This window comes from Nitrospira sp., from assembly GCA_016715825.1.
Taxonomy (GTDB): Bacteria; Nitrospirota; Nitrospiria; order Nitrospirales; family Nitrospiraceae; genus Nitrospira_D.
Genome location: JADJXO010000005.1, coordinates 122064 through 145427, shown reverse-complemented (window position 1 = coordinate 145427; position 23364 = coordinate 122064). Strand labels below are relative to the sequence as shown.

At 52.7% G+C, this 23364-nt stretch carries 22 protein-coding genes and 1 pseudogene; 15 read left to right on the top strand and 8 right to left on the bottom strand.

The features are described 5' to 3' along the window. Window positions 1–205 precede the first annotated feature (205 nt). The 9 genes and pseudogenes from IPM58_12990 to IPM58_12950 all read left to right on the top strand — a co-directional run bounded on the left by IPM58_12990 (window position 206) and on the right by IPM58_12950 (window position 5378). Window positions 206–526 (top strand): PilZ domain-containing protein, encoded by a 321-nt coding sequence (locus IPM58_12990; GenBank protein MBK9307967.1) that lies wholly within the window; start codon window positions 206–208, stop codon window positions 524–526. A 97-nt stretch (window positions 527–623) separates the two neighbouring features. Further along, window positions 624–953 carry a PilZ domain-containing protein gene (locus IPM58_12985; GenBank protein MBK9307966.1) on the top strand — a complete coding sequence of 110 codons (330 nt, stop codon included), beginning with the start codon at window positions 624–626 and terminating at the stop codon, window positions 951–953. Next, complete coding sequence (locus IPM58_12980; GenBank protein MBK9307965.1) at window positions 950–1309, top strand: hypothetical protein; 360 nt, start codon at window positions 950–952, stop codon at window positions 1307–1309. The genes IPM58_12985 and IPM58_12980 overlap by 4 nt, the downstream gene beginning before the upstream one ends. A 30-nt stretch (window positions 1310–1339) precedes the next feature. Further along, on the top strand, window positions 1340–1663 hold the full coding sequence (locus IPM58_12975) for a hypothetical protein (GenBank protein ID MBK9307964.1): 324 nt from the start codon (window positions 1340–1342) through the stop codon (window positions 1661–1663). After that, on the top strand, window positions 1638–1946 hold the full coding sequence (locus IPM58_12970; GenBank protein ID MBK9307963.1) for a helix-hairpin-helix domain-containing protein: 309 nt from the start codon (window positions 1638–1640) through the stop codon (window positions 1944–1946). The genes IPM58_12975 and IPM58_12970 overlap by 26 nt, the downstream gene beginning before the upstream one ends. 73 nt (window positions 1947–2019) lie before the next feature. Next, on the top strand, window positions 2020–2559 hold the full coding sequence (locus IPM58_12965) for a thermonuclease family protein (GenBank protein ID MBK9307962.1): 540 nt from the start codon (window positions 2020–2022) through the stop codon (window positions 2557–2559). A 28-nt stretch (window positions 2560–2587) separates the two neighbouring features. Next, window positions 2588–3069, top strand: a pseudogene (locus IPM58_12960) (thermonuclease family protein). 440 nt (window positions 3070–3509) lie between these two features. After that, entirely contained in the window at window positions 3510–3788 is a 279-nt protein-coding gene (locus IPM58_12955) for a hypothetical protein (GenBank protein MBK9307961.1), read from the top strand. A 1407-nt stretch (window positions 3789–5195) separates the two neighbouring features. Further along, window positions 5196–5378 (top strand): hypothetical protein, encoded by a 183-nt coding sequence (locus tag IPM58_12950; protein MBK9307960.1) that lies wholly within the window; start codon window positions 5196–5198, stop codon window positions 5376–5378. 757 nt (window positions 5379–6135) lie between these two features. Here the strand turns inward: IPM58_12950 and pdeM are convergent. The 5 genes from pdeM to IPM58_12925 all read right to left on the bottom strand — a co-directional run bounded on the left by pdeM (window position 6136) and on the right by IPM58_12925 (window position 12470). Beyond that, window positions 6136–6816, bottom strand: a complete 681-nt coding sequence (gene pdeM, locus IPM58_12945) for a ligase-associated DNA damage response endonuclease PdeM (GenBank protein MBK9307959.1) — start codon at window positions 6814–6816, stop codon at window positions 6136–6138. Next, window positions 6817–9360 (bottom strand): ligase-associated DNA damage response DEXH box helicase, encoded by a 2544-nt coding sequence (locus IPM58_12940; protein MBK9307958.1) that lies wholly within the window; start codon window positions 9358–9360, stop codon window positions 6817–6819. Next, window positions 9357–11096 (bottom strand): ATP-dependent DNA ligase, encoded by a 1740-nt coding sequence (locus tag IPM58_12935; protein MBK9307957.1) that lies wholly within the window; start codon window positions 11094–11096, stop codon window positions 9357–9359. The genes IPM58_12940 and IPM58_12935 overlap by 4 nt, the downstream gene beginning before the upstream one ends. Then, window positions 11097–12089 carry a ligase-associated DNA damage response exonuclease gene (locus IPM58_12930; GenBank protein MBK9307956.1) on the bottom strand — a complete coding sequence of 331 codons (993 nt, stop codon included), beginning with the start codon at window positions 12087–12089 and terminating at the stop codon, window positions 11097–11099. A 108-nt stretch (window positions 12090–12197) separates the two neighbouring features. Beyond that, window positions 12198–12470 carry a hypothetical protein gene (locus tag IPM58_12925; GenBank protein MBK9307955.1) on the bottom strand — a complete coding sequence of 91 codons (273 nt, stop codon included), beginning with the start codon at window positions 12468–12470 and terminating at the stop codon, window positions 12198–12200. 165 nt (window positions 12471–12635) lie between these two features. Here IPM58_12925 and IPM58_12920 point away from each other — a divergent pair, with 165 nt between their 5' ends. From IPM58_12920 to IPM58_12905, 4 genes are all read left to right on the top strand, one after another. Then, on the top strand, window positions 12636–14243 hold the full coding sequence (locus IPM58_12920; protein MBK9307954.1) for an FAD-dependent oxidoreductase: 1608 nt from the start codon (window positions 12636–12638) through the stop codon (window positions 14241–14243). 596 nt (window positions 14244–14839) lie between these two features. Next, window positions 14840–15304, top strand: a complete 465-nt coding sequence (locus tag IPM58_12915; protein MBK9307953.1) for a hypothetical protein — start codon at window positions 14840–14842, stop codon at window positions 15302–15304. 582 nt (window positions 15305–15886) lie between these two features. Next, window positions 15887–16315 (top strand): hypothetical protein, encoded by a 429-nt coding sequence (locus IPM58_12910; GenBank protein MBK9307952.1) that lies wholly within the window; start codon window positions 15887–15889, stop codon window positions 16313–16315. Between the two features lie 462 nt (window positions 16316–16777). After that, window positions 16778–17242, top strand: a complete 465-nt coding sequence (locus IPM58_12905) for a PRC-barrel domain-containing protein (GenBank protein ID MBK9307951.1) — start codon at window positions 16778–16780, stop codon at window positions 17240–17242. Between the two features lie 586 nt (window positions 17243–17828). On the opposite strand, the gene IPM58_12900 is transcribed toward IPM58_12905, so the two are convergent. The 3 genes from IPM58_12900 to IPM58_12890 all read right to left on the bottom strand — a co-directional run bounded on the left by IPM58_12900 (window position 17829) and on the right by IPM58_12890 (window position 21671). Further along, window positions 17829–18995 carry a glutathione-dependent formaldehyde dehydrogenase gene (locus IPM58_12900; GenBank protein MBK9307950.1) on the bottom strand — a complete coding sequence of 389 codons (1167 nt, stop codon included), beginning with the start codon at window positions 18993–18995 and terminating at the stop codon, window positions 17829–17831. Window positions 18996–19048: 53 nt separating this feature from the next. Further along, window positions 19049–20014, bottom strand: coding sequence for an SRPBCC family protein (locus tag IPM58_12895; GenBank protein ID MBK9307949.1), 966 nt, complete (start codon window positions 20012–20014; stop codon window positions 19049–19051). A gap of 691 nt (window positions 20015–20705) precedes the next feature. Beyond that, window positions 20706–21671, bottom strand: coding sequence for a hypothetical protein (locus IPM58_12890; GenBank protein MBK9307948.1), 966 nt, complete (start codon window positions 21669–21671; stop codon window positions 20706–20708). Window positions 21672–21971: 300 nt separating this feature from the next. Here IPM58_12890 and IPM58_12885 point away from each other — a divergent pair, with 300 nt between their 5' ends. Both IPM58_12885 and IPM58_12880 read left to right on the top strand, forming a co-directional pair. Continuing rightward, window positions 21972–22613, top strand: coding sequence for a hypothetical protein (locus IPM58_12885; GenBank protein ID MBK9307947.1), 642 nt, complete (start codon window positions 21972–21974; stop codon window positions 22611–22613). 371 nt (window positions 22614–22984) lie between these two features. Beyond that, window positions 22985–23275, top strand: a complete 291-nt coding sequence (locus IPM58_12880) for a hypothetical protein (GenBank protein ID MBK9307946.1) — start codon at window positions 22985–22987, stop codon at window positions 23273–23275. The last annotated feature ends 89 nt before the right edge of the window (window positions 23276–23364 follow it).

Here is a 23364-nt window from a genome sequence, read left to right as displayed (position 1 = left end):
CCTGTGTGGGCCTGAAATCTCATTCTCCCATGCAGCCGGACCGGTCGCCATTTGAACCGAAGCGCCAACGAGAGGGCGCTATCCCCTATCGTCGCCAACCCGTAAAGAGTTTCAGGATCCCGCAATAGTAGGCTTGTGAGACCGCTACCCAGCCCCTACACTACGACTCACAAGACTCCTTCACGACCTGAACACAGGGCTTGCAATGAGGCAGTTCGCCCTCCGCCACCATTACCGTTTTCCACTGTTTGGCCCGCTGATGTACGAACATGCCAACCGAGAGGGTTACGGGACCGTGACCGATGTCTCCTCGATTGGATGGCGGGTCTCTGGATCATTACCGTTGGAGCCGGGGGATGTGTGTTCGTTGAAAGTCCGCCTCTCGCCAATGCTCTGGGTCTCTGTCGCCGCTGGGAAAGTCCGATGGGTCCAGGGGGAAGAAGCCGGGATAGAAACCTTGGTGATGAACGAGGAGTCCGAAGCACGGTTAAACGCCTACATCTTCGAGCGGATCAAAACGTTATGAGTGGCAGCCCCCGGCAATCCCCTGTCCTATAGGGATTGTTTACTGTTCTCCACCCTCCTACAATACGCCCTGTATTGCCCCCCCACAGGGTACCCCTATGGCGTTTGACCAACGTCATCACGACCGCGTTCCGATCACCACCCCAGTCAGCTATGAAGTCTTGAATCGTGCAGGCGTTCGCCAAGGCTATGGCACCGTGACCAATCTGTCAGTTCGAGGATGGAAGATTAACGGTAATGTTCCACTCCAAGCAGGCGAAGTCTGTTCAATGGAGGTCAGACTCCCGCCAAAGGAATGGGTCTCGATCTTAGTTGGGGTGGTACGATGGAGCCGAGGGGAGGAAGCCGGAATAGAAACACTGGTGATCAATGATGAGGCTGCGAAGCCATTGCACGAGTACATCCAAGCGCGGGTGAAAGCGTTATGAGTGACAGACCCGACAGACCTAAGCGGCAAGCGATGTCCCTGGAAGAAGCCACCATTTCTAATATGTGGGAGATTGCGGCGCTCGTCGAGGTGCTGGAACGGAAAGGGCTGTGCACGAAGCAGGATCTGCATGACATCATCGCTGAGCTACGCAAGCAGGCCCCCCGAGCGAAGATCCCTGAAACGGTATTCCCGTCCCCATACCTCATGACTCAGACAGAAGAAAAAGTCATAGACGACATATTAGCCGTGTTGAACCAGCACGGGATGGACAGTAAGCAGTCTCTCGACTTACTCGAACAGATCGGGCGGATTATTGAGATGGGGGCACGGATGACCCGGGGGACAACACACTAGGCTCATTGAAGGGAGGGAGGGCAAACCTTCATGACACAATTTGGTGGGCCAAAATTTGTGAAGGAGCGGGAAAAGCAGAAAGTACTCCAGCGCCAAGTCCTGAACCATCTCAAGCGGAATGGCCCCAAAAGCTACGACAACCTGTATATCACCTTTGACCTAGATCGAAAGGCAAACATCGGACCTGCGTTGCAAGAGTTAAAAGAGTTACACCATATTGATATATCCAAAGATCGAACGGTCAGAATTACGGAAGCTGGCTTGCAGGCCATCGACTCCAGTGGGCCGAGTAAACTCATACCGCTGACGGAAACCAAAGGGGGGCAGCATGAAGTTCAAGGAGCAGACCGTTAGAACCTGGGCCGTGACTATAAGTCTGAGCGCATTGCTCTTGGGGGCAGCGCCCCTGTTTACCTTTCCAGTCCCTAGCCCCTCGGTTTATGCAGCCGATCTCCTTGACCTGAATACGGCCAACGCGGATCAACTGAAAAGCCTCCCGTGCATTGGCGAGGCCTATGCCGACAAGATCATCAAAGCCCGCCCCTACACCCGCAAAGATGAGCTCGTTCAGAAGAACGTGATCCCGCAGGCAACCTACGACAAAATTAAAGACCAAGTTATAGCAAAGCAGAAGTAGCCCTTTGGCGATCACCAGAAAAAAGCGTAGGTTGAGTACGTCAATTAGACCGAGTACGCTGTGCCACGTTGATATGACACCTTTTTGGTTCTTTTCAATACTGGTCCTCGTCCTCATTCCCTCTGTCGGCGGGGCTACAAGTTTTTCTGGAGAGGTGGTCAGCGTGGTCGATGGAGACACCTTCGACGTTGAACACGAGCAGGTGATTGAGCGCATTCGCTTACATGGGATCGATGCCCCAGAGAAGGGACAGGAGTTCAGCCGACGGTCCAGGCAGTTTCTCGAAACGCTAACGATGAAACAACGAGTCACTGTCGAAGCCAAAGGCCACGATAAGTATGCACGCACCATCGGCGATGTGTTTTTACCTGATGGCCGAAACATCAGCAATGAACTTGTGACGGCGGGACTGGCTTGGTGGTATTGTCGGTACTCCTCAGATGCAACACTTCAACAGGTGCAAGAGGACGCACGAGCAGCAAAACTCGGCATCTGGAGCGATCCGGCTCCGATACCACCGTGGGTCTATCGAAAGTTTCAACGATTCCAAGTTCCCGACTTGTCGGATCTTGCCTGTCCTCGTCCCACCTCCCATTCCCATGGTGCTCGGTGATCGTACGGCTGGTGTCGTCCTATCTCGCATGAATGTGTTGTGGTCGCTGATCCTGCTCCTCCTCGTCTTGCCATCGATTGGTGAGGCGTCAGACTTCTCAGGCCGAGTCGTCGCCGTCTTGGATGGCGATACCATTGAAGTCCTCCACGCACGAAAGACCGAGCGTGTCCGCCTCGCTGGCATTGACTGCCCAGAGAAGAAGCAGGCGTTCGGCCAACGAGCCAAACAAGCCACCTCAGCCTTAAGCTTTGGGCAACAGGTCACCATCCTCAGTGCGGGCAAGGATCGTTATGGACGCACCATTGGAACGGTGGAGCTCATGGATGGAACGAACCTCAACTATGAGTTAGTTCGTCAGGGCTGGTGCTGGTGGTATTGGAAGTATGCCCCGAATGAAATTCTGCTCGCGGCGTTGAGATCCAAGCTAGAGAGGCCAAGAAAGGCTTATGGGTCGATCCATCGCCTGTGCCGCCGTGGGAGTATCGCAAGCGGGGCAAGGCTATACACTAGCAGCTAAACTTCGGGCGCTGTTCACCCGAGCCGAGCTTACCGACTGGCGCGGCCCAGCATTCCGTACAGGAGTCCGAATATTGAGGCCAAGATTACTAGTTCGATCAGGATAGGCATGATGGCGTCCTTTCTTTGCTTGTCTAACTTTATCCCTTCAAGATGAAGCCGCAATGATCAGATCGTGAAGAGTTCTTCATTAATCGGGTAATCGACCGTATCAAGGGATTCTCTGTTGGCCATGGCGTTCTTGGAGAGCCGGGGGACAGTTCTGAGAATCGCTTACTCACTCGTATGAAACAGGCTGGAAGGTGCGTGCTTCTCTGCCGGTCCTACAAACACTTATTCGAACCGAACGACATATTTCATAATGCTTGAATACCACCCCATCTCTGGCATACTTAAACAGTAATACGCAGTCCAACCACGGGGGACTCACTATTATGGCAAAAACAACTCATCGCGCTCGACCACGTAAACCGTTGATCGATCTTGAACCACCTCCGCGCGAGAAGAAGCTTGGGTCACTGACCTCGCGCGAACAGGACGTTGTGGAATTGATTTGGGCCGGATTCAAGAGTAAAGAAATTGGGCAGCGGCTAAAGATTAGCGCGAAAACCGTCGAAGCCCATCGTGCTAATATGATGAAGAAAATGCGGGTGGCCAATATGGCTGAACTGCTGAGAACTGCTATCCAGGGCGGGATACTCCGAATCCAATAGGAATGCCCCCTATACTTTGAGCATTGCATAGAACCACCGCATGAGCCTACCCCGTCGCAAGACCACTTCTTAAATGCTTGATATCCGTTATCAGAGATAAGCCTCGTCATCACCAAGAAGATCTTCCCTAGGGCGGTAGAGCTGCTCGCACGGAAGTGATCTGCAGCTTGTTTTCCATATGGCTTATTCTGCTTAGTACTCCTTATCATTCTATTTCTTTTATGCTATCTTCTTCCCAGAACTGTACGACCATCTTTTAACCGGGAGGTGGATCTATGGCTCTGGAACGGAATCGGTATGAGTGGCACCTTACGCCAAGGGGGTGGCAACCTGGTGACCCGCCGAATGACCGGATTGAAAGCTGGATGGGTACCCAGTTTTCACCTGACCGGGAGCTTCTGCCAACTTTGGTATGGTCAGTGCTGTGGGAATCTCCACAGCATAGTCAGAGAGAACGCGATGGATTGAGAATGAAGCTCCGTAGACCGGTGCCCGAATTCGATAATCCAAGACAAACAGTCTGGAATTTTCCATATTTCCTTACCAGAAGCACGACTGCTCGAAGATAGTTGCGTTACTCAAACGTGCTTCGCGTATCTAACCAGTGGGTGGCAACCAACCACTAAATCATAACTGCTCCATTGCTTCCTACTCATGCTGGCGAGTATCATCCCCTCCCAACCACGGAAGGGAGGGCACCGATGCAACTCTCTCGTGAGGTTAAGTACTTCTCCGCAGCCTGCAAGAGTATACTCGCCGCAATATCCACGAACCGGCGGCTGACTCATGACGAGGCCACCATAATTGAATATTCCTGCAAACGAGTCCTTGCACAGGTTGCCTCAGTATTGAAACGTGAATGATTTCGATCCGGCTCTGCTTAATTCTCTCCGTATCTCAGACAAAGGAGGGTTTTCGATGCAGCTGGCTGTCCTACTTACTCAGTGACAATAGTCTCCATTCTGCAATTCCTTTATTAGGAAGAGTGGTATGCGAGTTGCTTGGCGAGTCGTGACGAAGCGCACTTGCGCGTCTCAAATGCCCAGATATAATTTCCTGATGCACCATTCAAAATATAATATCTGGCAAGACGAGAACGGGTGGCATGGATCTCTCGAAGGCTACCCTCAACATGAAGCCCACGGAGAATCTTTCCAGGATCTCCAGGTTGCGCTCTGGCGATTACATCAACACCTGACTGGCCGGGAATGTCAACCTACGCGACTTTCTGAAGACACCTCGTCAAGCATAGACGTGCTCCTGGTGCATAGCGAAGACACCCCTCCACCTGCCGCTGTGTTCCGTTCTAAGGGGCGCGTTCAGATTCATAGGAGGGCGCGGGTGGAGATGCTCATGTTAGTGATGATCAATTCGTTGAGTCCGACCTAATGCTCAATGGAGATACCAATGACTACTCGTACTGGTTCCGATCTCTCTGAAGAAGTCTATCGGTACCTCAACGGTTGCGAGCTTCTCTTGACTGCCGCGAGCAAGCCTCGGCCATTTACAGAAGAGGAGTTGTCGATCATCAAGTATTACCAGGCTCAGGTTGGAAAGATTCTTTCTGTGTCGGATGCCAGCAGAAACTGATGCGGGGTACCCTGTGAAGTCTCAAAGAGGCAATGCCTACAGGGATCTCACAGGGTGTTCTCATAGCTGGCTTTGAGTTGTTTTTTTATTTAACAACATGCATTAATTAGCCATATCACCTTACTAACGTTAGCAAGAGCACTCTGTGTTTGGCTGACACTCAGCTTACTGACGTCTGTGAGATTTCTGGCCTATAGCCCTTTAAAATGCAGCGACTTTGCTCGCATGACAATCCTAAGAAGATGATCCCATTTGCTCCCCCGCCGAGTGACTGGGGATATCTTCCGTTCGATCCTAACACATAATATTTATAGTCCCTCCCATCAGGGCTAATTCGTAAGACTCCCGATATTGATGAAGCGAAGGCGTCTTTGATATGCCTTAGACGGATCTCTATATCTATGTCGGGTTTAGCAATCTCAATATGACAACAGTTCGTGAAGTCCGCTTTCATTTACAAAGTAGTTCAAATGGTCCACTTCGGGGTCGCTCATGCAGATCTCCCGTATCGTCTGAAGAGCATACTTCTACAGAACTCTGAATATACGAGGAGTGAGGCGGTCGGAACAGTGATAGTCGAATGATTGAACATGTGACCGAGCCGCTCTCACTGGGTAATAGAAAAAGCCCCGTCAATATGATGCCCCTACTGCTTTGAAGGCTTGTTAGATCCAGAAAGCACAAGGCGCCTTAGACGGCTAATCGGCATAGATGTGTTGTGTCGAGGTGCTGATATTATGGCGATAATATCGTAGTCTCACGATGGATGAACAAGGGCACCAGCATTTATATTTATTTCGTACACGCCTCGTCCTCCTATTACGAAGACACGGTCACGGCGCGACGGCGAAATTTCAAAACCACCGGCCAACCGTGAAAATGCAGGCAGCAGTCCTTGGTTAGGAGAAATAAAGAACGCGGGCAATCGCATGCGCTCAGGGCCCATGATCAACGACATCACGGGATGCACATGTCCCGACCAATAAAATGTGCTGCCGGATCGCGGCTTATTTGGCGGCTGATGCTGGAAAAAAAATTTACCGATGCGAACATGTCTGCGCAGTTTTACGACGCTCCAATCAGCGGGCCACCGCTTGGACAAGCCTTTATCATGATTGCCGAGAATTACATCGACATGACCTGAGTATTCGGTCAGCCAAGCCGCAAACTCTTCAACAATCTTGTTGGTCACTCCTGCCGACGCATGCACAAGATCGCCTAAAAACAATATTCGTTCTACCGACAATCTCTTTATGAGAGTGGACAATACGGCCAGATCTTGTCGAAGGGGAGCAGCGGGAAGCCACAGGCCGTGCTGTTGAAATGTTTCAGCTTTGCCGAAATGGCAATCGGCCACCACGAGCATACGCTGCGAGGGCCAAAACAAACAGCGTTCTGGTAATAGCTCAAATGGTTCATCCCGGACGGCAATCTGCATCTAGCCGAATACCTCACGCTGAAGCCGCGCGATCCGCTTCTCGAACTTTTCTGTGGATAGCCGCGAGCGAATCCGTTCAGCGTACAAAGAAAATGCGAATGGCGTCAGGCGAGTGATGGGCACGTAGAGCAATTCTTGGTTGGCGATTGCCTGCATCACGGAACACAGTCGGTGAAGCTCGAGCTGTTGCTCCCGAACCTCGTCATAGGCTTGCATGAGCAAGGGATGCTGCGGTTCGTACTGCGTGAACACATCGAACAATAGCGAGGAGCTCATGTGCAAATGGCGAGCAGATTTTCTGACAGATGGCGTCCCCTGCTGAATCAAACCGGCGACCCGCGCGATGTCACGGAAGGCCCGCTTTGCAAGCTCGGGATAATTGAGGGAACCCTGAATATCTGCGTCCAAGCTGCGAAGATCCGTCAATGCGTCTCGAATCTCCTCACGACTGCCCAGCGGCTCCGTTGACAACAGCTCGAACCCATGATTTGTGGCTGACACGGCGATCGTGTTGGGTCGCAGCCGCGCCAGCCGATACGCTACTAGATGCCCCAAGCCTTCGTTGACCGACCAACCATCCCATGTGTATACAAACAGATGATGTCCCTCGGCCGTTCGGCACGTTTCGGCAAGCGTCTGCCGCGCGGTGGGAATGCGTGAGCGCGCTGATTGTATCTGGGCAATCGGCAGCCAAGCGGCGATTTCCGGTGAACGAGGCGCCGCTCCTTGAAACGCATAAAGAAGATGCTCCACGTTTTGTCTGAGATAGCGCGAAAGCGGCAAGCTGAGTGGGAAAATCGTTCCCGTCCATACTGTCGCTAGAGCATGGCGATGTGTGGCCGCTTTGACGTAGGCCACCATGTCCCGCATCTGTAGGAACCTCAGGGTGCGGCCGGCGAATTGGATGACCTCGCCTGGGTTCAGTTTCGTGATAAATGCCTCATCAATAGTGCCCAGCCTTTTTCCTCCTCGCAATTGGACAATGACTCCACCGTCAGAAGCAATCGTGCCGATGTTCATCTTGTGCTGACGCGCGAGAATCGGCGACGCAAAATGGTAGCGTCCGCTCTCCACCTCGATTTTGTGGAAATGCGGATACGCAGCAAGTGACCCGCCGGACTGGACAAACTGCAATGCCCAGGAGAATTCGTCGTCTGTGACGGCGCGAAACGAATAAGTCGAACGGACTTGCATCAGCAACTCGGACGCAGTGAATCCTTCGTGAAACGCCGAGTTCAGCAGAAATTGCACTAGCACATCGAGTGGTTTGTGTTTCGGAACCCGCTCTTCCAGCACGCTGTCTTGAATGGCTTCACGTACGGCCGAGGCTTCGAGGATTTCCATCACATTGGTCGGACAAAGCCGCACACGGGTGTCCTCGCCGGGACGATGAAAGGCCCGGCCTGCGCGTTGAATCGCCCTGGCCACCGACTTGGCCGACCCGATTTGGATGACATCTTCAACGGGTGGAAAATCCACGCCGAGATCGAGCGACGAGGTTGACACGACCAGCCGAAGGTTACCGTTCTTGACGTTACCTTCTACGCGTTGTCGTTCCTCTTGATCCAATGAACCATGGTGCAATGCCGTGGTTTGCTTCCACTCTGGCCTCGCCTCTACGATTGCTTGGTACCAGCGCTCCGCGTGTGAGCGTGTATTCGTGAACAATAGTGTGCTTGTGTTCGGATCGATACTTTGAAGCACGTCGGGCAGCAGTCGAAGGCCGGAATAACCGAACCAAGGACAGGCGGTGAGCGACTCCGGAAGAATTGACTGGACCAGGACGCGTCTGGTGACATCGGCGCGGATGACTGCCGCTTCGCCTGACCCCACAGCTACTTGAGCTGCCTCATCGAGATTGGCGATGGTTGCAGACAATGCCCAGGTGCGAGCCCTGGTAGCCACGGACCGAAGCCGAGCCAACGTCAACTCAAGCAGACTGCCGCGTTTTGAGCCTAGCAGCTCATGCCATTCATCCACCACCACGGCGCGCAGGTCTTTCATGCGATCTTGCCATCCCTGATCGGTCAGGAGGATCGCCAGGGATTCCGGTGTAGTCACTAAAATATGCGGCAGCATGACCTTGAGTCGACGACGAGATGACTGCGCGGTATCGCCTGTTCGCTCGGCGATATCGATCGGCCATTGAAGATCAGCCAGCGGCTGTTGAACCGCCCTGACGACATCACGCACGAGTGCCTTCAATGGGCTAATGTACAGAATCCACAATTGGTTGTGGTTGGACGAAGGATGGGCGATCAGGTCGATGAGCGGAGCGCCGAGGGCCGCATAGGTTTTTCCACTGCCGGTTGCAACGGCGATGACTCCAGATCGGCCGGCGAAGTACGCATTCCAAGCTTCGCGTTGGAACGAAAACGGAACCCACCCCTTTTTTTCAAACCAGGCGAGCCATTGCGCCATCGCCTGATCGCTTGAGAGGACAGGCCACACGGCCCGCCGGTGGGCGATGAGCCTCCGTCTGGGGTTCGCTCTTAGCCGATTAAGTCGCCGAATGCCGGCCAACACTTTCGGGGAAGACTTCATGCGGAGTCCGTCTCATCGCCGAGGTGCAATCTCATCTGTTCTCCCTGCAACGAGCGGTTATCAGAGCGGGGCGCTTTGATTGAAGCGTCACTGAGCGCGGACTGCATGCCTACGGACTTGGACAATTGTTCTAAATCCTCGACAGCATTTGCGTCTTGGGCCTGTTTATCTGTGCGCTCCCTCAAGATGCGAGGAAATCGGACGGCGTAACCGGACTTGTGACGCTCGCTGCGGCTGATGCCTTCGAATCCGATCTCGAACACACGCACTGCTTCCACCTTACGAACTGGCCCGAATCGCTCGATGGTGTGCTTCCTGATCCAGCGATCGAGCTCCCGCACTTCCATGTCGGTGAGGCCTGAATACGCCTTTGCGACAGGGACGAGTTCGTCTATGCTCCAGAGTGAGAACGTGTAGTCGGTATAGAGCGACGCTCTTCGTCCCGTTCCGGGCTGCGCCGAAGTCAGTACCGCATCAATGCTCAAGGGATCAATCTTCCATTTAAACCAGACGCCACGCCTACGGCCGGTCTCATACACTGACCGTTTACTTTTGAGGATTAACCCTTCGGCTCCACTGTTTCTCGACTGCTCTCGCAAGCGCGCCGCTTCGTCCCACGATGCAATGGAGAGCAATGGAGAAATACCCAAGTGCGAACCGACGGCGGACCCGAGCAGATTTTCCAAGGCCGTTCTCCGTTCCGCTAGAAGACTTTCCCGCCAGGATTTCCCGTTCCATTGCAACAGGTCATATGCGAGGAAAGCGACAGGGGTAGCCTTTATCGACGCTTCTGTCGGCTTCTTGCGATTGATGCGCCGTTGCAACATATGAAACGACTGTGGACTGCGCCATTCGCCAGCGACAATTTCACCGTCCAAGATCCAATCACCCGGAACCTTGGAAAACTTCTCGACAAGGTCCGGAAACGAACTAGTGATCCGCTCCTCTCCACGTGACCAAATCTCGAGTTGCGTGGCTCGTTTGACCGCCTGACAACGGATACCATCCCATTTCCACTCACATTGCCACTCGTCGACTGATCCTAGTTCCGCCGGATCTCTCTCTAACGGCGCGGCCAAACAAAACGGCACGGGTAACAAGGCGTTGTCAGCGTGGGCGGCTGACTGGTCTTCGTGGAAGGGCTGACCCAGCCGTAGGAAAAACTCGGCGCTGGGATGCCAGTCAGACATCAATCGGGAAGCGACCACCGAGGGTGACAGGGACAGGACCGAAGCCAAGGCTCGATATACCAGTGTCTCCGAAACTCCGACGCGAAGCGAACCAGTCAATAACTTATTGAGGATGAAGATTTCTTTCGGAGAAAGCTCTAGCCACCAATCGACGATGCGACGATGGCGCGAAGTATCGTCCATCGCGGCCAACGGTAAGAGCCGGGTACTCATCCACTCGCCGAGCGACAATGCGCTGAGGGCCTCGGATGATTGTCGCGCGTGTCCGGTTGCGGCGATCATCAGCGCGACCATTTCCGCCGTGTCTCCAACCGCGCCGTAACACTCGGTAACTAACCAATCGGGTAAGCCCAGGAGTTCTTGTGCCCATCGCCTCAACTTTGCTGAACCGACCAGTTGTTTTGGCTTGCGGCCAGAGAGAAAAAAGACTGTCCATGCGCTGGTTTCGGCATCCTGACGAAGAAAAAAATCCGCCATGCTTTCGACCTTCTCATTGGTCGACGTTGTCTGATCGATGCGTTCGAACAGGGCGGCAAAGGCCTGCATCTACTCTTCCCTCTCACCGAATTCCGTCGCCAGTGGCTCCGCGTGAAGCCCTTTCGTCTCCCGCAGGAAGCGGGCGAGAGATTCGCTGCTACCGTGGGTGACCAGTACGCGTGACGCACGAGATTCCTCAACCGTCTTGATCAGCCCCGCCCAATCGGCGTGATCCGACAGCACGAATCCGCGCTGATACCCTCGTTGTCGTCTGGCCCCTCTCACCGCCATCCATCCGGACGCAAAGGCGGTTGAAACGGCCGAAAAACGCTTCATCCATGGGCTGCGATGAGCCGACGGCGGAGCCAAGATCAAGCGTCCAGCAGTGCCTCCTGTGACCTCACCGACCAAACGTGTGGGGATCATCGACACTCCCTGTTCCCGGTATATGTTCGTGAGGGATGCGACCGCACCGTGGAGGAGTACTTCTTCATCCGTCCAACGGCACAGTTCGGCCAAGATTCGCTGTGCCTTGCCGAGCGCGTAACAAAACAAGAGGGCCGTCACCTGCTGCTGTTTGCACCACTGCCACCAATCCACGATCGCCTTTACCGTGACGGAGGAAGAAGTCCAATGATAAATCGGCAATCCGAATGTAGCTTCGGTGATGAGGGTTTGGCATGGAATCGGTTCGAAGGGTCGACACGTAGGATCGGGGTCCCGTTTGTAGTCTCCCGTGACGACCCATACGGTTGAATATTGCTCGATACGAATTTGCGCCGATCCGCGAATGTGGCCGGCAGGATGAAACGAAATCCAGCAATCACCCAATCGCGATTTTTCTTCATAACGCATTGGCTTCACTCGAATATCCGCCCCTAAACGATGCCGTAGGATCGGCACGCAGTCTTCCGCACACCAATATTCGGCACTTCCCAGCCGTGCATGATCTCCGTGGGCATGCGTGATAAGATTCACCGCCGCCTTTCCCCACGCGTCGATATGAAAGCGCTGATTGGGTCCCACTAAACCGCCGGCTTGTAGACGGATAAGATCTGGCAAAGTCTTCCTCTTTGGACATCTATTATTCTAACAGTCGAACGCGTGGAACTAGGCGATGAATTGCCAGCAGGAGGCGGACAGCAGAAATCAACGAAGAGGTGGGATGATCTACTTCAGCAGCTTCACCTTCTGTATCCGGATAACAATTTCATCTTGTGCGAAAGAAGTTTCCAGCTGCTTTTTATATTTCCGCCACCACGACTTATCAAACTTCGCGTCTAGGACCTCGAAAATTACTATCCTATCCTGTTGTGCATCGTCCTGTTTGTCCTTCCATAAACCTTCGGCGGGTGCGTGGGTATATGCCCTGAGACCTCCAAACTCCTTGGTGAGCGTCGTGCGAACGCGAGTGTAATGATCTTTCGGGAACGGTTTATTCATGTTATCCCGAATCGGTAGAAAGACTTGTAGGAGGTGCATGAGGGTTCCTTTCGCGAATGCTATTTTTTTATGCGACCATCTACAGCATAAATCTGAAAGGGAATAACCATTCCTAGGGAGATCCCGTGTTCCGATCATCGGATGACGTAAGTATGAATGGACATCATGAAACACGATACCGGCGGCACCGAATCTGTCTGGACCACATTTATCCCCCAACTTCCCTCACAACTATTGACTCAATCATTGCAAACGGATGTCTGCGTTGTTGGGGCCGGAATGGCTGGCCTCTCCACGGCCTACTCGTTGGCGTGTGCGGGGCAATCGGTGGTGGTCCTTGCTGATGGTCCAATCGGTGGAGGGATGACGGAGCGGACGACGGCCCATCTGTCAAACGTCATTGACAATGGCTATGTCGAAATCGAACGCCTGCATGGCGAGGCGGGCGCTCGTTTGGCCGCCGAGAGCCATACTGCGGCGATCAGTCGCATTGAAACTATTGTGACAACTGAACGGATTGCCTGCGATTTTGAGCGACTTGACGGCTACCTCTTTCAAGCGCCTGATCAATCAGAAGAACAACTGGAACAAGAACAGCTGGCGGCACTTCGTGCAGGTCTTGAAGTCATACGGATTGAGAATAATCCGATGGTCCCCGTTCTGGAACCGGGACCGTGCCTCCGATTTCCACGTCAAGCTCAATTCCACCCCTTGAAATACATGAACGGTTTAGCAGAGGCCATTATTCGACGTGGGGGACAGATCTTTACAGGCTGCCATGTCGAGACCGTCTCAGGCGGGGCACCAGCGCATATTCAAACCCGTTCAGGGCGTGTCATCACGGCGCAATCGGTCGTCGTCGCCACGAACACCCCCATCAACGACATGGTCGTGGTGCATACCAAACAAGCCCCCTATACCTCTTATGTCATCGGAGCGCGGGTGCCAAAGGAAGCCGTTCCTGCTGCGCTATACTGGGATCGGGAAGATCCTTACCACTACGTCAGAATCCAGAAGGAGACGAATGCTAAGAGTCACGATATCCTGATCGTCGGGGGCGAAGATCACAAAACCGGTCAAGCGGACGATGGGGAAGACCGCCACCAGCGATTGGAGCAGTGGGCTCGGAGACGGTTTCCCATGATCACGCAGATTGACTATCGCTGGTCGGGGCAAGTCATGGAGGCGATCGATGGGCTGGGCTTAATCGGGCGAAATCCCAGTGATGAATCCAATGTCTATATCGCCACTGGCGATTCCGGTATGGGTATGACGCATGGCACAATTGCCGCCATGCTCATTACGGATCTCATTCTGGGTCGTGCAAATGCATGGACGACTTTATACGATCCCGCTCGAAAGCCAGTGAAAGCCGCAGGAACCTTTATTCAGGAAAACCTGAATGTGGCCGCGCAATATACCGACTGGGTGTCGCCAGGCGATGTCGATTCTGAAGAGAACATTCCCAAAGGCGCCGGGGCAGTGCTGCGAGAGGGTCTTCAAAAGATTGCGGTCTATCGGGATGAAAGGGGAGGCCTACATCGCTGTTCAGCCGTGTGTCCGCACCTCCAATGCATTGTCGCGTGGGATTCTGTCGAGCATACCTGGAACTGTCCCTGCCATGGATCACGGTTCGATGCGTATGGCAAGGTACTGAATGGGCCGGCAATATCCGATCTTCCTCCTATTGAAACCGAACAACCGGATGAATCCTCCAAGAGTGGTGCGCAGCCACCGTTTCGCTTGCTCTCAGCGAACGATCTCGAGAATTAAAACTTCCACTCTTCATGCATGAGGCGCAATGACGCTTCGAGGGTTTCCAGCATTGATGCCCGCGGCCCGTCTCAGCGAACTTGTCTCCCATGGTGAGTGCTATTCTTTATGAAAGACATCAATTACGGCTAACAGGGGCTTTATCGATTTTCTTATCGCGGCATCTTCTTCATCCGTCAACTCACCCAGCTCGAGAACTTTTCTGCTGAAAACGACAAACTCACGCATGCTCTCGCTGTACTCAGGCATAGCAAACCATGGTTCTGGCATATTTGAATGGCATATTCGCTAAATTAACGGGTGGAGTGACAGCCTGAATGATGGCAAGCGCAATCACTGCCCTTCGTATGGGCTTTGCGACATTCGTCAGAACAGAATTCTTTCTCCGCAGACACTGAACACTTGCACTGGGGGTGAGCACATTTCTTTTCATCCATGATTGCCTCCTATGCTCGTATTACTTTGGCGAGGGACGCTTAAATAGAGAACTGGGTAAATACCTTGAACGGCACTACGAGCGAGGACAACAACGTTTATCTGATATGGAACTCTACATTAGTTTCCATTTTGTGAAGGACTGTGTCACAAATTAAAGGATGTATCTCGAGTTTACCGTTGCCCTCCAGAGCGTAAAAACACTCCTGGACATTATCAAGGCTTCTCAGGATCTGCCCAATCACAATGAAGTTTTGGCAGCAGTTAGCGACGTCGAAATGAAGATAATGTGTGCCAATTCGGCTGCAATAGCGAGCCATGACACACTGGCTCAACAAGTGCGGGAACTTGAAACGCAACTGGGTAATGTTGAGGACTGGAAGACTCAAATGCAAAGCTATGAGCTTGTTGAATTTCCGACTAAAGCTCTCGCGTTCAAATTAAAGGCCGTCACGACGGATGGCGTGCCTATTCACTATCTATGCACCGCCTGCGCGGATAGAAAAAAGATGACGACCTTGCAGCCCCGGAAACGGTTTCTTCATTGTCCTGAGTGCAAATCCTTGATAGCCGTGCAAGACCCGCCTCCCCGTAAGAGTAATCCACGAGCATGGAAGGTGCACTGATCTCTCTCTAGCTCAATGATCCATCTCGCTCGCGCCTTTCTGTCAGCTTCAGGGCCTTTCCGAATACCGGCCCAGGTGAATATTCCATAACGTAAGAGTCCAAATATTTTGAACAGGTGGCGGTAACACTATCAATGACAAAATAGAGAAATTGCGCTGTTCAATTAATCTCTGCCTTTGAAAAATGACGGGGCTTCGGCGAAGTTCTAAATGTTGTAGGGATTTCCTGTCACAGCACCGAAATACGTTCGCGTCCCCCGTTCGGGATGGACGAACGAAGAGTAACAAATATTCCAAATCATCTGATCTATCCAGTTTTCAGTTGGTTACGCCATTTTGATAAGTTCTCGCTATTGTGCCTTGGGTAACATCTCTTCTTCCTCGATGTGATGTTTCACCAGCTCCCCCAGGACATTAAACTTCGCTTGAAACGCCTCATCTGTCGGTATTCGCATTGAACTAGGGTTTAACCGATCATGATTCATCCCAGTATCAGACTGTGATGGAAGTGGTTAGGGTGAGAGAAAGAAGCTGAAACGGTGTATGCAATTATCATCAAATAATGTTTTCAATGGAGGATCTATGAAACTCTTTATCGCATCCACTCTCCTTATTGCAGGATTCGGTCTTGCCGGAAGTATTTGCCTGTCTACCGCAGCGGCAGCGGGTGACGATACAGTATCAACGGAACAGTTGACCCCGAAATTCCCGAAGTCTGATAAATGTTCGACATCGTCGCCCTGTCGTGACGTTGTGGGAGAGATTGTGAAAATTGAAGAAAACTACTGGATTAAAATGCCTAACGGCAATGAAGCGCACATGCGCGTAACTCCAGAAACCAAATTGGAATCCCGTGTCAAAGTGGGCGATGCGATCGCGGCACAGCTGACATCTCGCGGCGACGCGGATGCCATTAAAAAATTGCAGGAAATGCCAAAGGCAGATGAATTGAGTATTCCGAAAAAGACAAAGGAAGTAGAAGCGCCGACTACGTTAAAAGATTTACGCTAACGAGGAAGAGCAAAGTAACACATTGATCATCATGTTGTCCGGGGAAGGCACTTACTTCAATTCGATTATGTTGACGAGTGTCTGTCCCCGGCTCTTCCTTCCCGCTCATCACACTCTTAAGCAGAGCTATTGATGAGGAATCGAGAGCCACTAGGCACACTAATGAATAAGCGAACCAGTGTTGGTGAACTACGGTCAGCTGCCTTCAATCAGAGCAGATCGCAGGCAAGACGAAGGAGTTGTCGCGCATGCTTCCATGCTGAAGTCATCCTAACACCTACCGTCTAGCGAATGATTACGCTCACTTACCAGGATTATTAGACTCGCTTACACCCTTTTGTTTCATGGCTGTACTGAGGTCTCATAGAAACGTTCCTGTGCATGTCTAAACACTGGCTTTTACTAGCAGGGCTAGTGAGATAATCCTCTATGATAGATTGAGTATCGAATATGGAGGAAGCCATGGCGAAAGGATCTGGATTGCGGAAGCGGAATTCTCTAATTCTTTTTCTGCTGGTTTTAGTGACTATGATGACAGCCTCAGTCGAAGCACGCGACAAAACAGCAGTTCTTAAAGCTAGCGAAATAGTTGGAATGAAAGTTGAGGGCATAGATGCCAAGAACTTAGGCACTATTAAGGATCTGGTCCTTGACCCTGTTGGAGGATATATTCAGTATGCTGTACTGGATTTTGGAGGAGTTGTTGGCATCAAGGATAAGTATTTCATCGTTCCTTGGGAAGCGATTACCTTCACTCCCAGTGGCAAAGGGATTGTGCTAGATGTCAGTAAACGAGATCTCAAGAATGCGCCTGGCTTCGACAAAAATCATTGGCCGGATTTTAGCGACCAACGACAACAAATGCTGATTTACGAGTTTTACGAAATTCCAGTTACTCCGCGGGAGAAACTTGAGGGGAAGGAATAGCAGAACTCAAGGTTGGTCTGTCAAGCGACCTCATTCACATTGATCCTTTCGGCGGGGCAGGCGTTAGTCGCATTGTTCATTTCGAAGATCAGTGGACATTAGCCACGATGTTTTGGTAGAGCTTAGCGAGCTCTTTCCCCTGCTTCACCGCCTTCGCCATGGTATCAGCTTCCACTCTGACGACCTCGGCGCAAATAAGTCCGTTTATAATCTGGCATACTGCATGAGGCATTTTTTTGAAACTTCAGCCTTCCTCGACATCCAAGGAGGGATCGTTTGCACGCCGTTCAACAACCCGATGGTTATCGCTGAACGTTGACTGTGTCCAGATAGATTTTCATGATCATCCCTAATCCTTTGCCTCGGGCTAGGCCAGAGTGGGTTTAGAAAAAGAAGCGAATCGACATGGGCGAAGTGTAGAGCCATAGGATCAAGCACTGCGATTATGGCTATAAGTGTCTTTCAATCCTTTGGAAGGCACTTGAATGGGCGCACCAGAAAAAAACTTCAGACGGCGAAGCGCCTTTCTGTAAACCCTTCTGTATATAACCCATCCGCGACCGTTCGGCGCCATATCGCGACACTGTTAGGGCGTCATCACAATCTTTATGCACCCATCTTCTTTGCGATTGAAGATGTCGAAGCCTTGAGGGGCATCGGCGAGCTTCATCCGGTGCGTCACCACAAAGCTGGGGTCGATCTCACCCTTTCCAATCCGTTCGAGCAGCGGTTTGAAATAATGCTGCGCATGGGTCTGGCCCGTCTTAATGGTCAGGGCCTTATTCATGACGGCTCCCATCGGCATCTTGTCGATCATCCCCCCATAGACGCCGGGGACGGACACCGTGCCGCCGTTCCGGCAGGCCATGATGGCTTGGCGCAAGGCGATCGGCCGATCGGATTCGGACATCATGGCTTGTTTGAGGCGATCGTAGTAATACAACGGACCCGGCATGTGTGCCTCTAAACCCACCGCATCGATACAAGAGTCCGGTCCTCGTCCACCGGTCACCTGCATCAGCAGGTCATAGCCGTCGGCCTCTTCATAATTGATGGTATCGGCGCCGCCGTCGCGAGCCATGTGCAGGCGCTCCGGAAAACGATCGATCGCGATAACCCGCTCGGCACCCAATAGGAAGGCGCTGCGAATTGCGAATTGCCCGACAGGACCGCATCCCCAAATGGCGACCGTGTCGCCTTCCTGAATATTGCACTGCTCCGCCGCCATATAGCCGGTCGGAAAGATGTCGGAAAGAAAAAGGACCTGTTCGTCCGTGAATCCAGTCTCGATCTTGACGGTTCCCACATCCACAAACGGGACGCGTACATATTCAGCTTGGCCACCCGCAAAACCGCCCGTGAGATGGGAATATCCATAGATGCCGGCTGGAGAATGGCCGAACAGTTTTTCAGCCATCCATGCGTTAGGATTGGAATTCTCACATAATGAATAGAGCTCTTTTTTACAAAAGAAACAGTGCCCGCACGAAATCGGAAAGGCCACGACGACACGATCTCCGACTCGGCGGTCTTTCACGGCGGGGCCCACTTCTATGATCTCGCCCATGAACTCGTGTCCCATGATATCGCCCTGTTCCATGGTGGGGACGAAATCGTTGTATAAATGCAGCTCCGAACCGCAGATGGCGGTAGACGTGACCTTTACGATGGCATCGTGCCTGTTCAGAATGGTGGGATCAGGGACGTCGACGACCCTCATGTCCCGCTTGCCATACCAACAATTGGCTTTCATGGTTCCTCCAACATGCGGCACCTAGACGCACATGAGCCCTCCGCACCAGCCGGTCATCGCACGGCGCGATCATATTTCCACGACGTACTTTCCTCTCTGCCCGCCGGTTGCCCTTTCGTCGTGATCACATCCCCCGTTTCCATTATCTGTTTGAACCGCCGGAGATCCATCTTGACCGTTTGACTTGGATCTTTGCCGAACCATGCCGCCACAGCCGCCCCCACCGTTCCAAGCGGGAGGCGATACTCCATATCGACTGTCACGACGGTCCCTCGATTGCCTATCGCCGGCTCAAAACGGACCGTCCCGGCCTGATCAATAACGGCGCCGTCGATCGATCGCCACGCGATGATCTCATCGGGAAGATCTTCGATTATCTGTGCATCCCATTCGATCCTTGCCTCAGCAGGTCCTATGGCGACCCAATGGGAGCGTTGCTCGTCATGGATGTCCACCTGCCGGACATGCTTCATAAAACGGGGCAGGTTGGAAAACTCTCTCCAGAAACGATACAGCTCTTCGCGACTGCGATCGATGACGGTGCTTGCTGTCACACGGACAGCACCGTTCCGAGTTTTGACGCCGCGGCTCAGCTGTTGCGCCGTCACGACGTCGAGCACAGTCGCTCCTACGACTGCAGCGAGCGTAGTGGTTAACCGGCTCCGATCGGCACGGCGAGACAGGAAGGCGGCGCTGAGACAGGCCAGGTCAACCATATCGCCAACCACCCGCGACCAGACGGCTGCGGCCGATGTCGATTGAGTGACAATGCCGAATCCGCTGGCCATCTCGCGCAGGCCCATAACTCGAATGAGTGGGCGATGTCCGGAAGGCAGGCCAGCCATCCGCGCACATTGATGCGGAGCCACCAATTCCATGAGGCCCAGTCCGATGCCGAACCATCCCAATCCCTTCGCCAAACGCTCTTCCTGCGTCTGCGTCACAGTGCCCGGTTCGCCATTCCGTGCGGCATGCGTGTGCAGCTGCCGAAGAGTCGACCGACTCGTCGTCAAATCCATGATCCTCTTGCCGCGGGAGGCTTGACGGATTCCTTCAGCAGGCTCCGATTTCGATTGGACTGACGAGCGCATGTTCATTGCATTGACCCCCATATTTCTGTCGCCGACCGAGACCTGGTCAAAGACAGAAACGAAATAGTTTATCTCTAGAAATTTATCCGTGATAGGAATAATGCTTAAAGTGGACTTAAAAACGGTTCTAATGCTTCTTTTGTCTTATCCCAAATTGAACCTAAATCCACTGATTGGGCCATGATTCCCGGCCCAGTTAATACGCTATTTGACTCCCCCATCCCGTATCTTAGTCCCATGGAGGTTCTTGATATTGGCAAACGATTCGAAAATCATTCTCGTTCGGATAGCTTTCTGCCATTTCAAATCCCACTCGATCCCGTTCCGGCTTACACTCCTCATACGTCACAAAGGTGTCTAGAACCGTAGCGCGGTCGAAATCAAGAGGTGCCATTAGCATAACAATTAAGAGGTACCACATAGCCCAGATCCCTAGAAATAAGCCAGGTTTCGATAATCATTTCTATAATATGGTTTTCCTGTAATTCACACTGGGAAATCGCATAGGTAGCTGACGCCTGACGGATGAGCAACTCCCATCGACCGTATGGGTATGAAAGCGGCCAGCAGTAGCAGTGGGCTTCCTGGCCGCCTGGGGGACGCATCCTGCTCGACTGAATCAGCTTGCTCGTCGAACCTCCGCACTATACTGCTCGGCCAGCATTTCTCCTGTGGGCGATTCCGATGTGCCCGTGATGCCACCGGCAATCGAAAGCCCCAGTGTGATAAGCGCCAATACAGCGAGCCACATCGCCATGGTCCCAAGACGTTCGAGTGCGCGATTGCTAGCTTCGAGCGATTGTTCCTTAACCTGCTGCACCTTATCTTTCAGTGGCTCAATAAAGCCGATCGTCGATTGAACCACCTGCCTGGCCTGCGGTTCAGTCATGCCCATCTTGTTTGTCATGACATTGACCGCCGCATCACGGTCTAACGCCATCAGTTTTTGTTGCAATTCTTGAAGCGCTGAATCACCCGTCTGTTGCGGAGGTTGCCCACTCCGCGATGCGTTGGCTACGCGCTCGGCATCCTTTCGCATCTCTCCCGGCTGAAGTTCCTTCTTTCCCGTGGCAGCCAGCGTTGATTCCACCTGGCGACGCAGCTGGTCCATAGATAGAGGCATCGTGCCGTCGCTCAATTTCGAAGCAGCCGCCGAGACGGCTGTCGTCGCACCTTGACCCAGACTCTGGAGTGTGGTGCCGAAGGCGGAGAAGACGCCGCCCAAGAGGGTGGCCATGGCTGTCGTAGTCAGCCAGGCGAAGACGAGCCAGTTGACGCCCCATACAATCACACCATGGTAAATGCCATCGCTTCGCAAGGGACTGCCTGACATGCGCGCGGTGATATACCCGCCAATGAATGCAGAGGTGAGGATGGAAAGCCCGGTCCAAATTCCCGTTCCCACCGGCATGCCTGCCTCCGGATCCGCCTCTTTGAGATCTATCGACCAGGCTCCAAGGGCCAGCCCGAGGAGTGTCAATACCAACTGCACGGCCAACCCGACGGCCCATCCAGCGAAGATCGCACTCCACCGCACCCGCACCCGTCCAATCGACCATTGCTCAACAGTTCGTTCCATTCGCATGAATTCCTCCGTACAACGAGGTGAGACTCTCAGCAAGATGCAAAGGTCTTCTGAGACCCTCTGCAAACGGAGGACCGTTCAAGGTCTCGCTGCAAGCTGCCGGAATATAAATAGCGCACTCATTGAGGGGTGATGCGCGTGTCGAAAGCGATCGGCCATTCTGTCTGGTGTCAGACAAGGTGTCTTCACTGAAGATCACAAGACAAGATAAAACCCTAGGATTTCATACTTTCTCTCTTCCACACGCGATTAGGGACTTTCCCAGCTCGTGTATATGGAGAAGGAGAGCCATGATACTGTATGGGACAAGTAGTACTCATTGCGGAAACTGATGCCCATACGCGTGATCGGCTTCCTCGCATTTTGTCCTCGCATTTCCCTAATGTAACCCTCGACCGGTGTGCGTCGGTGGATGAACTGACTTCGAAATTACGGCAGTGGTCGTACCATAGCGTCGCAATCAGTCCACCACTTATTCCCACCTATCGTCTATTCAAACAGAAGCAGCAGCAACAATTGCTGGTGCCGCTTCTGGTCACCGCCGGTCAGGACGATCACCAGGAAGCCTACAGGGCACTGGTGGACGACGCCTTCGATCTGATAGTCAAACCCCTTGTCCCGCACGAAGCTGTCCGCAGTGTCCGGCTTGCCTTATGGCAAAACAAACTACTCCGTTTGCTGGCCTCGAAAGAGCGTGCGTCGGAACGGTTCCGGCAACACATGGCGGCATTTCCTCACGCGGTAAAAGCCGAGGAAGAGTACCGCACTAAACTGGACGCCTATGATCGAACGTTGAACGCTCTCCAGGCGAGCCTGCGTCTACTCCTAAATGAAGAGGATGAGCAATCGCTCTTCGATACGGCTGCGTCGGTCGAATTCTTCACGAGGCAACGGGCCTTAGCCCGGCTCGTCAACATGAACCTTGGAGGAACAACCTCCTAGGCTGGCAGCCCGAAGAGGTACATGGGCACCGACCTCTTGCTGCAGAATAATAAAAAGAGAAGCTCCGGCCTCTTGCGAGGGCGGAGCCTCTCGAACAGTGCAATTTTATATTTTGATTGGATTGCGCGTTCCATCCAAAATATTTCCACTGGCTGTTCTGTCTGTAGCCTATCGAACTCTTCGATTGGGGGGTTATGGGATGAGCCCTATAACAGAGCTCATAAAAGCAGAGGGATCAAACAGGGTTCTGCCGCTGCCTCGCAGGAGTACCTCGCTTTCCTCATTTGCTCACCCACTAAGAGCCCTTACGTATCTTGATCTGTCTTCTAGACGGACACTACATTGATGGATCACATGTGAGAGAGTTGCCGATGCTTGCTGAGAGCGACGAACAGGTATGGATTGAAGCCAAACTGAGCACCATTCGAACCTATCTTTCAAACAAGTTCCCCGGTTACACCCTCACTGAACGTGTGCACCCCAATCTCTACCATACGTTCACGGTGACAAACATCGCGCTGCACAAGAGCTACGGTCTCAAGCTGGACTGCGCACGACTATCAGACCCAAGAAATACTCCTGAACGCATTTGGTTATCACTAACTGGAGGCTTTGTCGCGAGTTCGATGGTGAGTGCAGGAAACCCGTACTATTCCTGGTGAAGAGGCAGTCCTCGAAACGCATGGGACCGACCAGAATTCATAAACTACCTACATCGCTAGCTGTGTTCGTAATGAGTATGGGACTTCTT

Coding starts and splice junctions, on each gene's coding strand:
- IPM58_12940 (MBK9307958.1), bottom strand. CDS start 9,360: ATGAAGTCTTCCCCGAAAGTGTTGGCCGGCATTCGGCGACTTAATCGG.
- IPM58_12915 (MBK9307953.1), top strand. CDS start 14,840: ATGTATCTCGAGTTTACCGTTGCCCTCCAGAGCGTAAAAACACTCCTG.
- IPM58_12980 (MBK9307965.1), top strand. CDS start 950: ATGAGTGACAGACCCGACAGACCTAAGCGGCAAGCGATGTCCCTGGAA.
- IPM58_12955 (MBK9307961.1), top strand. CDS start 3,510: ATGGCAAAAACAACTCATCGCGCTCGACCACGTAAACCGTTGATCGAT.
- IPM58_12965 (MBK9307962.1), top strand. CDS start 2,020: ATGACACCTTTTTGGTTCTTTTCAATACTGGTCCTCGTCCTCATTCCC.
- IPM58_12935 (MBK9307957.1), bottom strand. CDS start 11,096: ATGCAGGCCTTTGCCGCCCTGTTCGAACGCATCGATCAGACAACGTCG.
- IPM58_12920 (MBK9307954.1), top strand. CDS start 12,636: ATGAAACACGATACCGGCGGCACCGAATCTGTCTGGACCACATTTATC.
- IPM58_12990 (MBK9307967.1), top strand. CDS start 206: ATGAGGCAGTTCGCCCTCCGCCACCATTACCGTTTTCCACTGTTTGGC.
- IPM58_12925 (MBK9307955.1), bottom strand. CDS start 12,470: ATGAATAAACCGTTCCCGAAAGATCATTACACTCGCGTTCGCACGACG.
- IPM58_12970 (MBK9307963.1), top strand. CDS start 1,638: ATGAAGTTCAAGGAGCAGACCGTTAGAACCTGGGCCGTGACTATAAGT.
- IPM58_12975 (MBK9307964.1), top strand. CDS start 1,340: ATGACACAATTTGGTGGGCCAAAATTTGTGAAGGAGCGGGAAAAGCAG.
- IPM58_12910 (MBK9307952.1), top strand. CDS start 15,887: ATGAAACTCTTTATCGCATCCACTCTCCTTATTGCAGGATTCGGTCTT.
- IPM58_12905 (MBK9307951.1), top strand. CDS start 16,778: ATGGCGAAAGGATCTGGATTGCGGAAGCGGAATTCTCTAATTCTTTTT.
- IPM58_12885 (MBK9307947.1), top strand. CDS start 21,972: ATGGGACAAGTAGTACTCATTGCGGAAACTGATGCCCATACGCGTGAT.
- pdeM (MBK9307959.1), bottom strand. CDS start 6,816: ATGCAGATTGCCGTCCGGGATGAACCATTTGAGCTATTACCAGAACGC.
- IPM58_12900 (MBK9307950.1), bottom strand. CDS start 18,995: ATGAAAGCCAATTGTTGGTATGGCAAGCGGGACATGAGGGTCGTCGAC.
- IPM58_12950 (MBK9307960.1), top strand. CDS start 5,196: ATGACTACTCGTACTGGTTCCGATCTCTCTGAAGAAGTCTATCGGTAC.
- IPM58_12895 (MBK9307949.1), bottom strand. CDS start 20,014: ATGGATTTGACGACGAGTCGGTCGACTCTTCGGCAGCTGCACACGCAT.
- IPM58_12890 (MBK9307948.1), bottom strand. CDS start 21,671: ATGCGAATGGAACGAACTGTTGAGCAATGGTCGATTGGACGGGTGCGG.
- IPM58_12985 (MBK9307966.1), top strand. CDS start 624: ATGGCGTTTGACCAACGTCATCACGACCGCGTTCCGATCACCACCCCA.
- IPM58_12880 (MBK9307946.1), top strand. CDS start 22,985: ATGCTTGCTGAGAGCGACGAACAGGTATGGATTGAAGCCAAACTGAGC.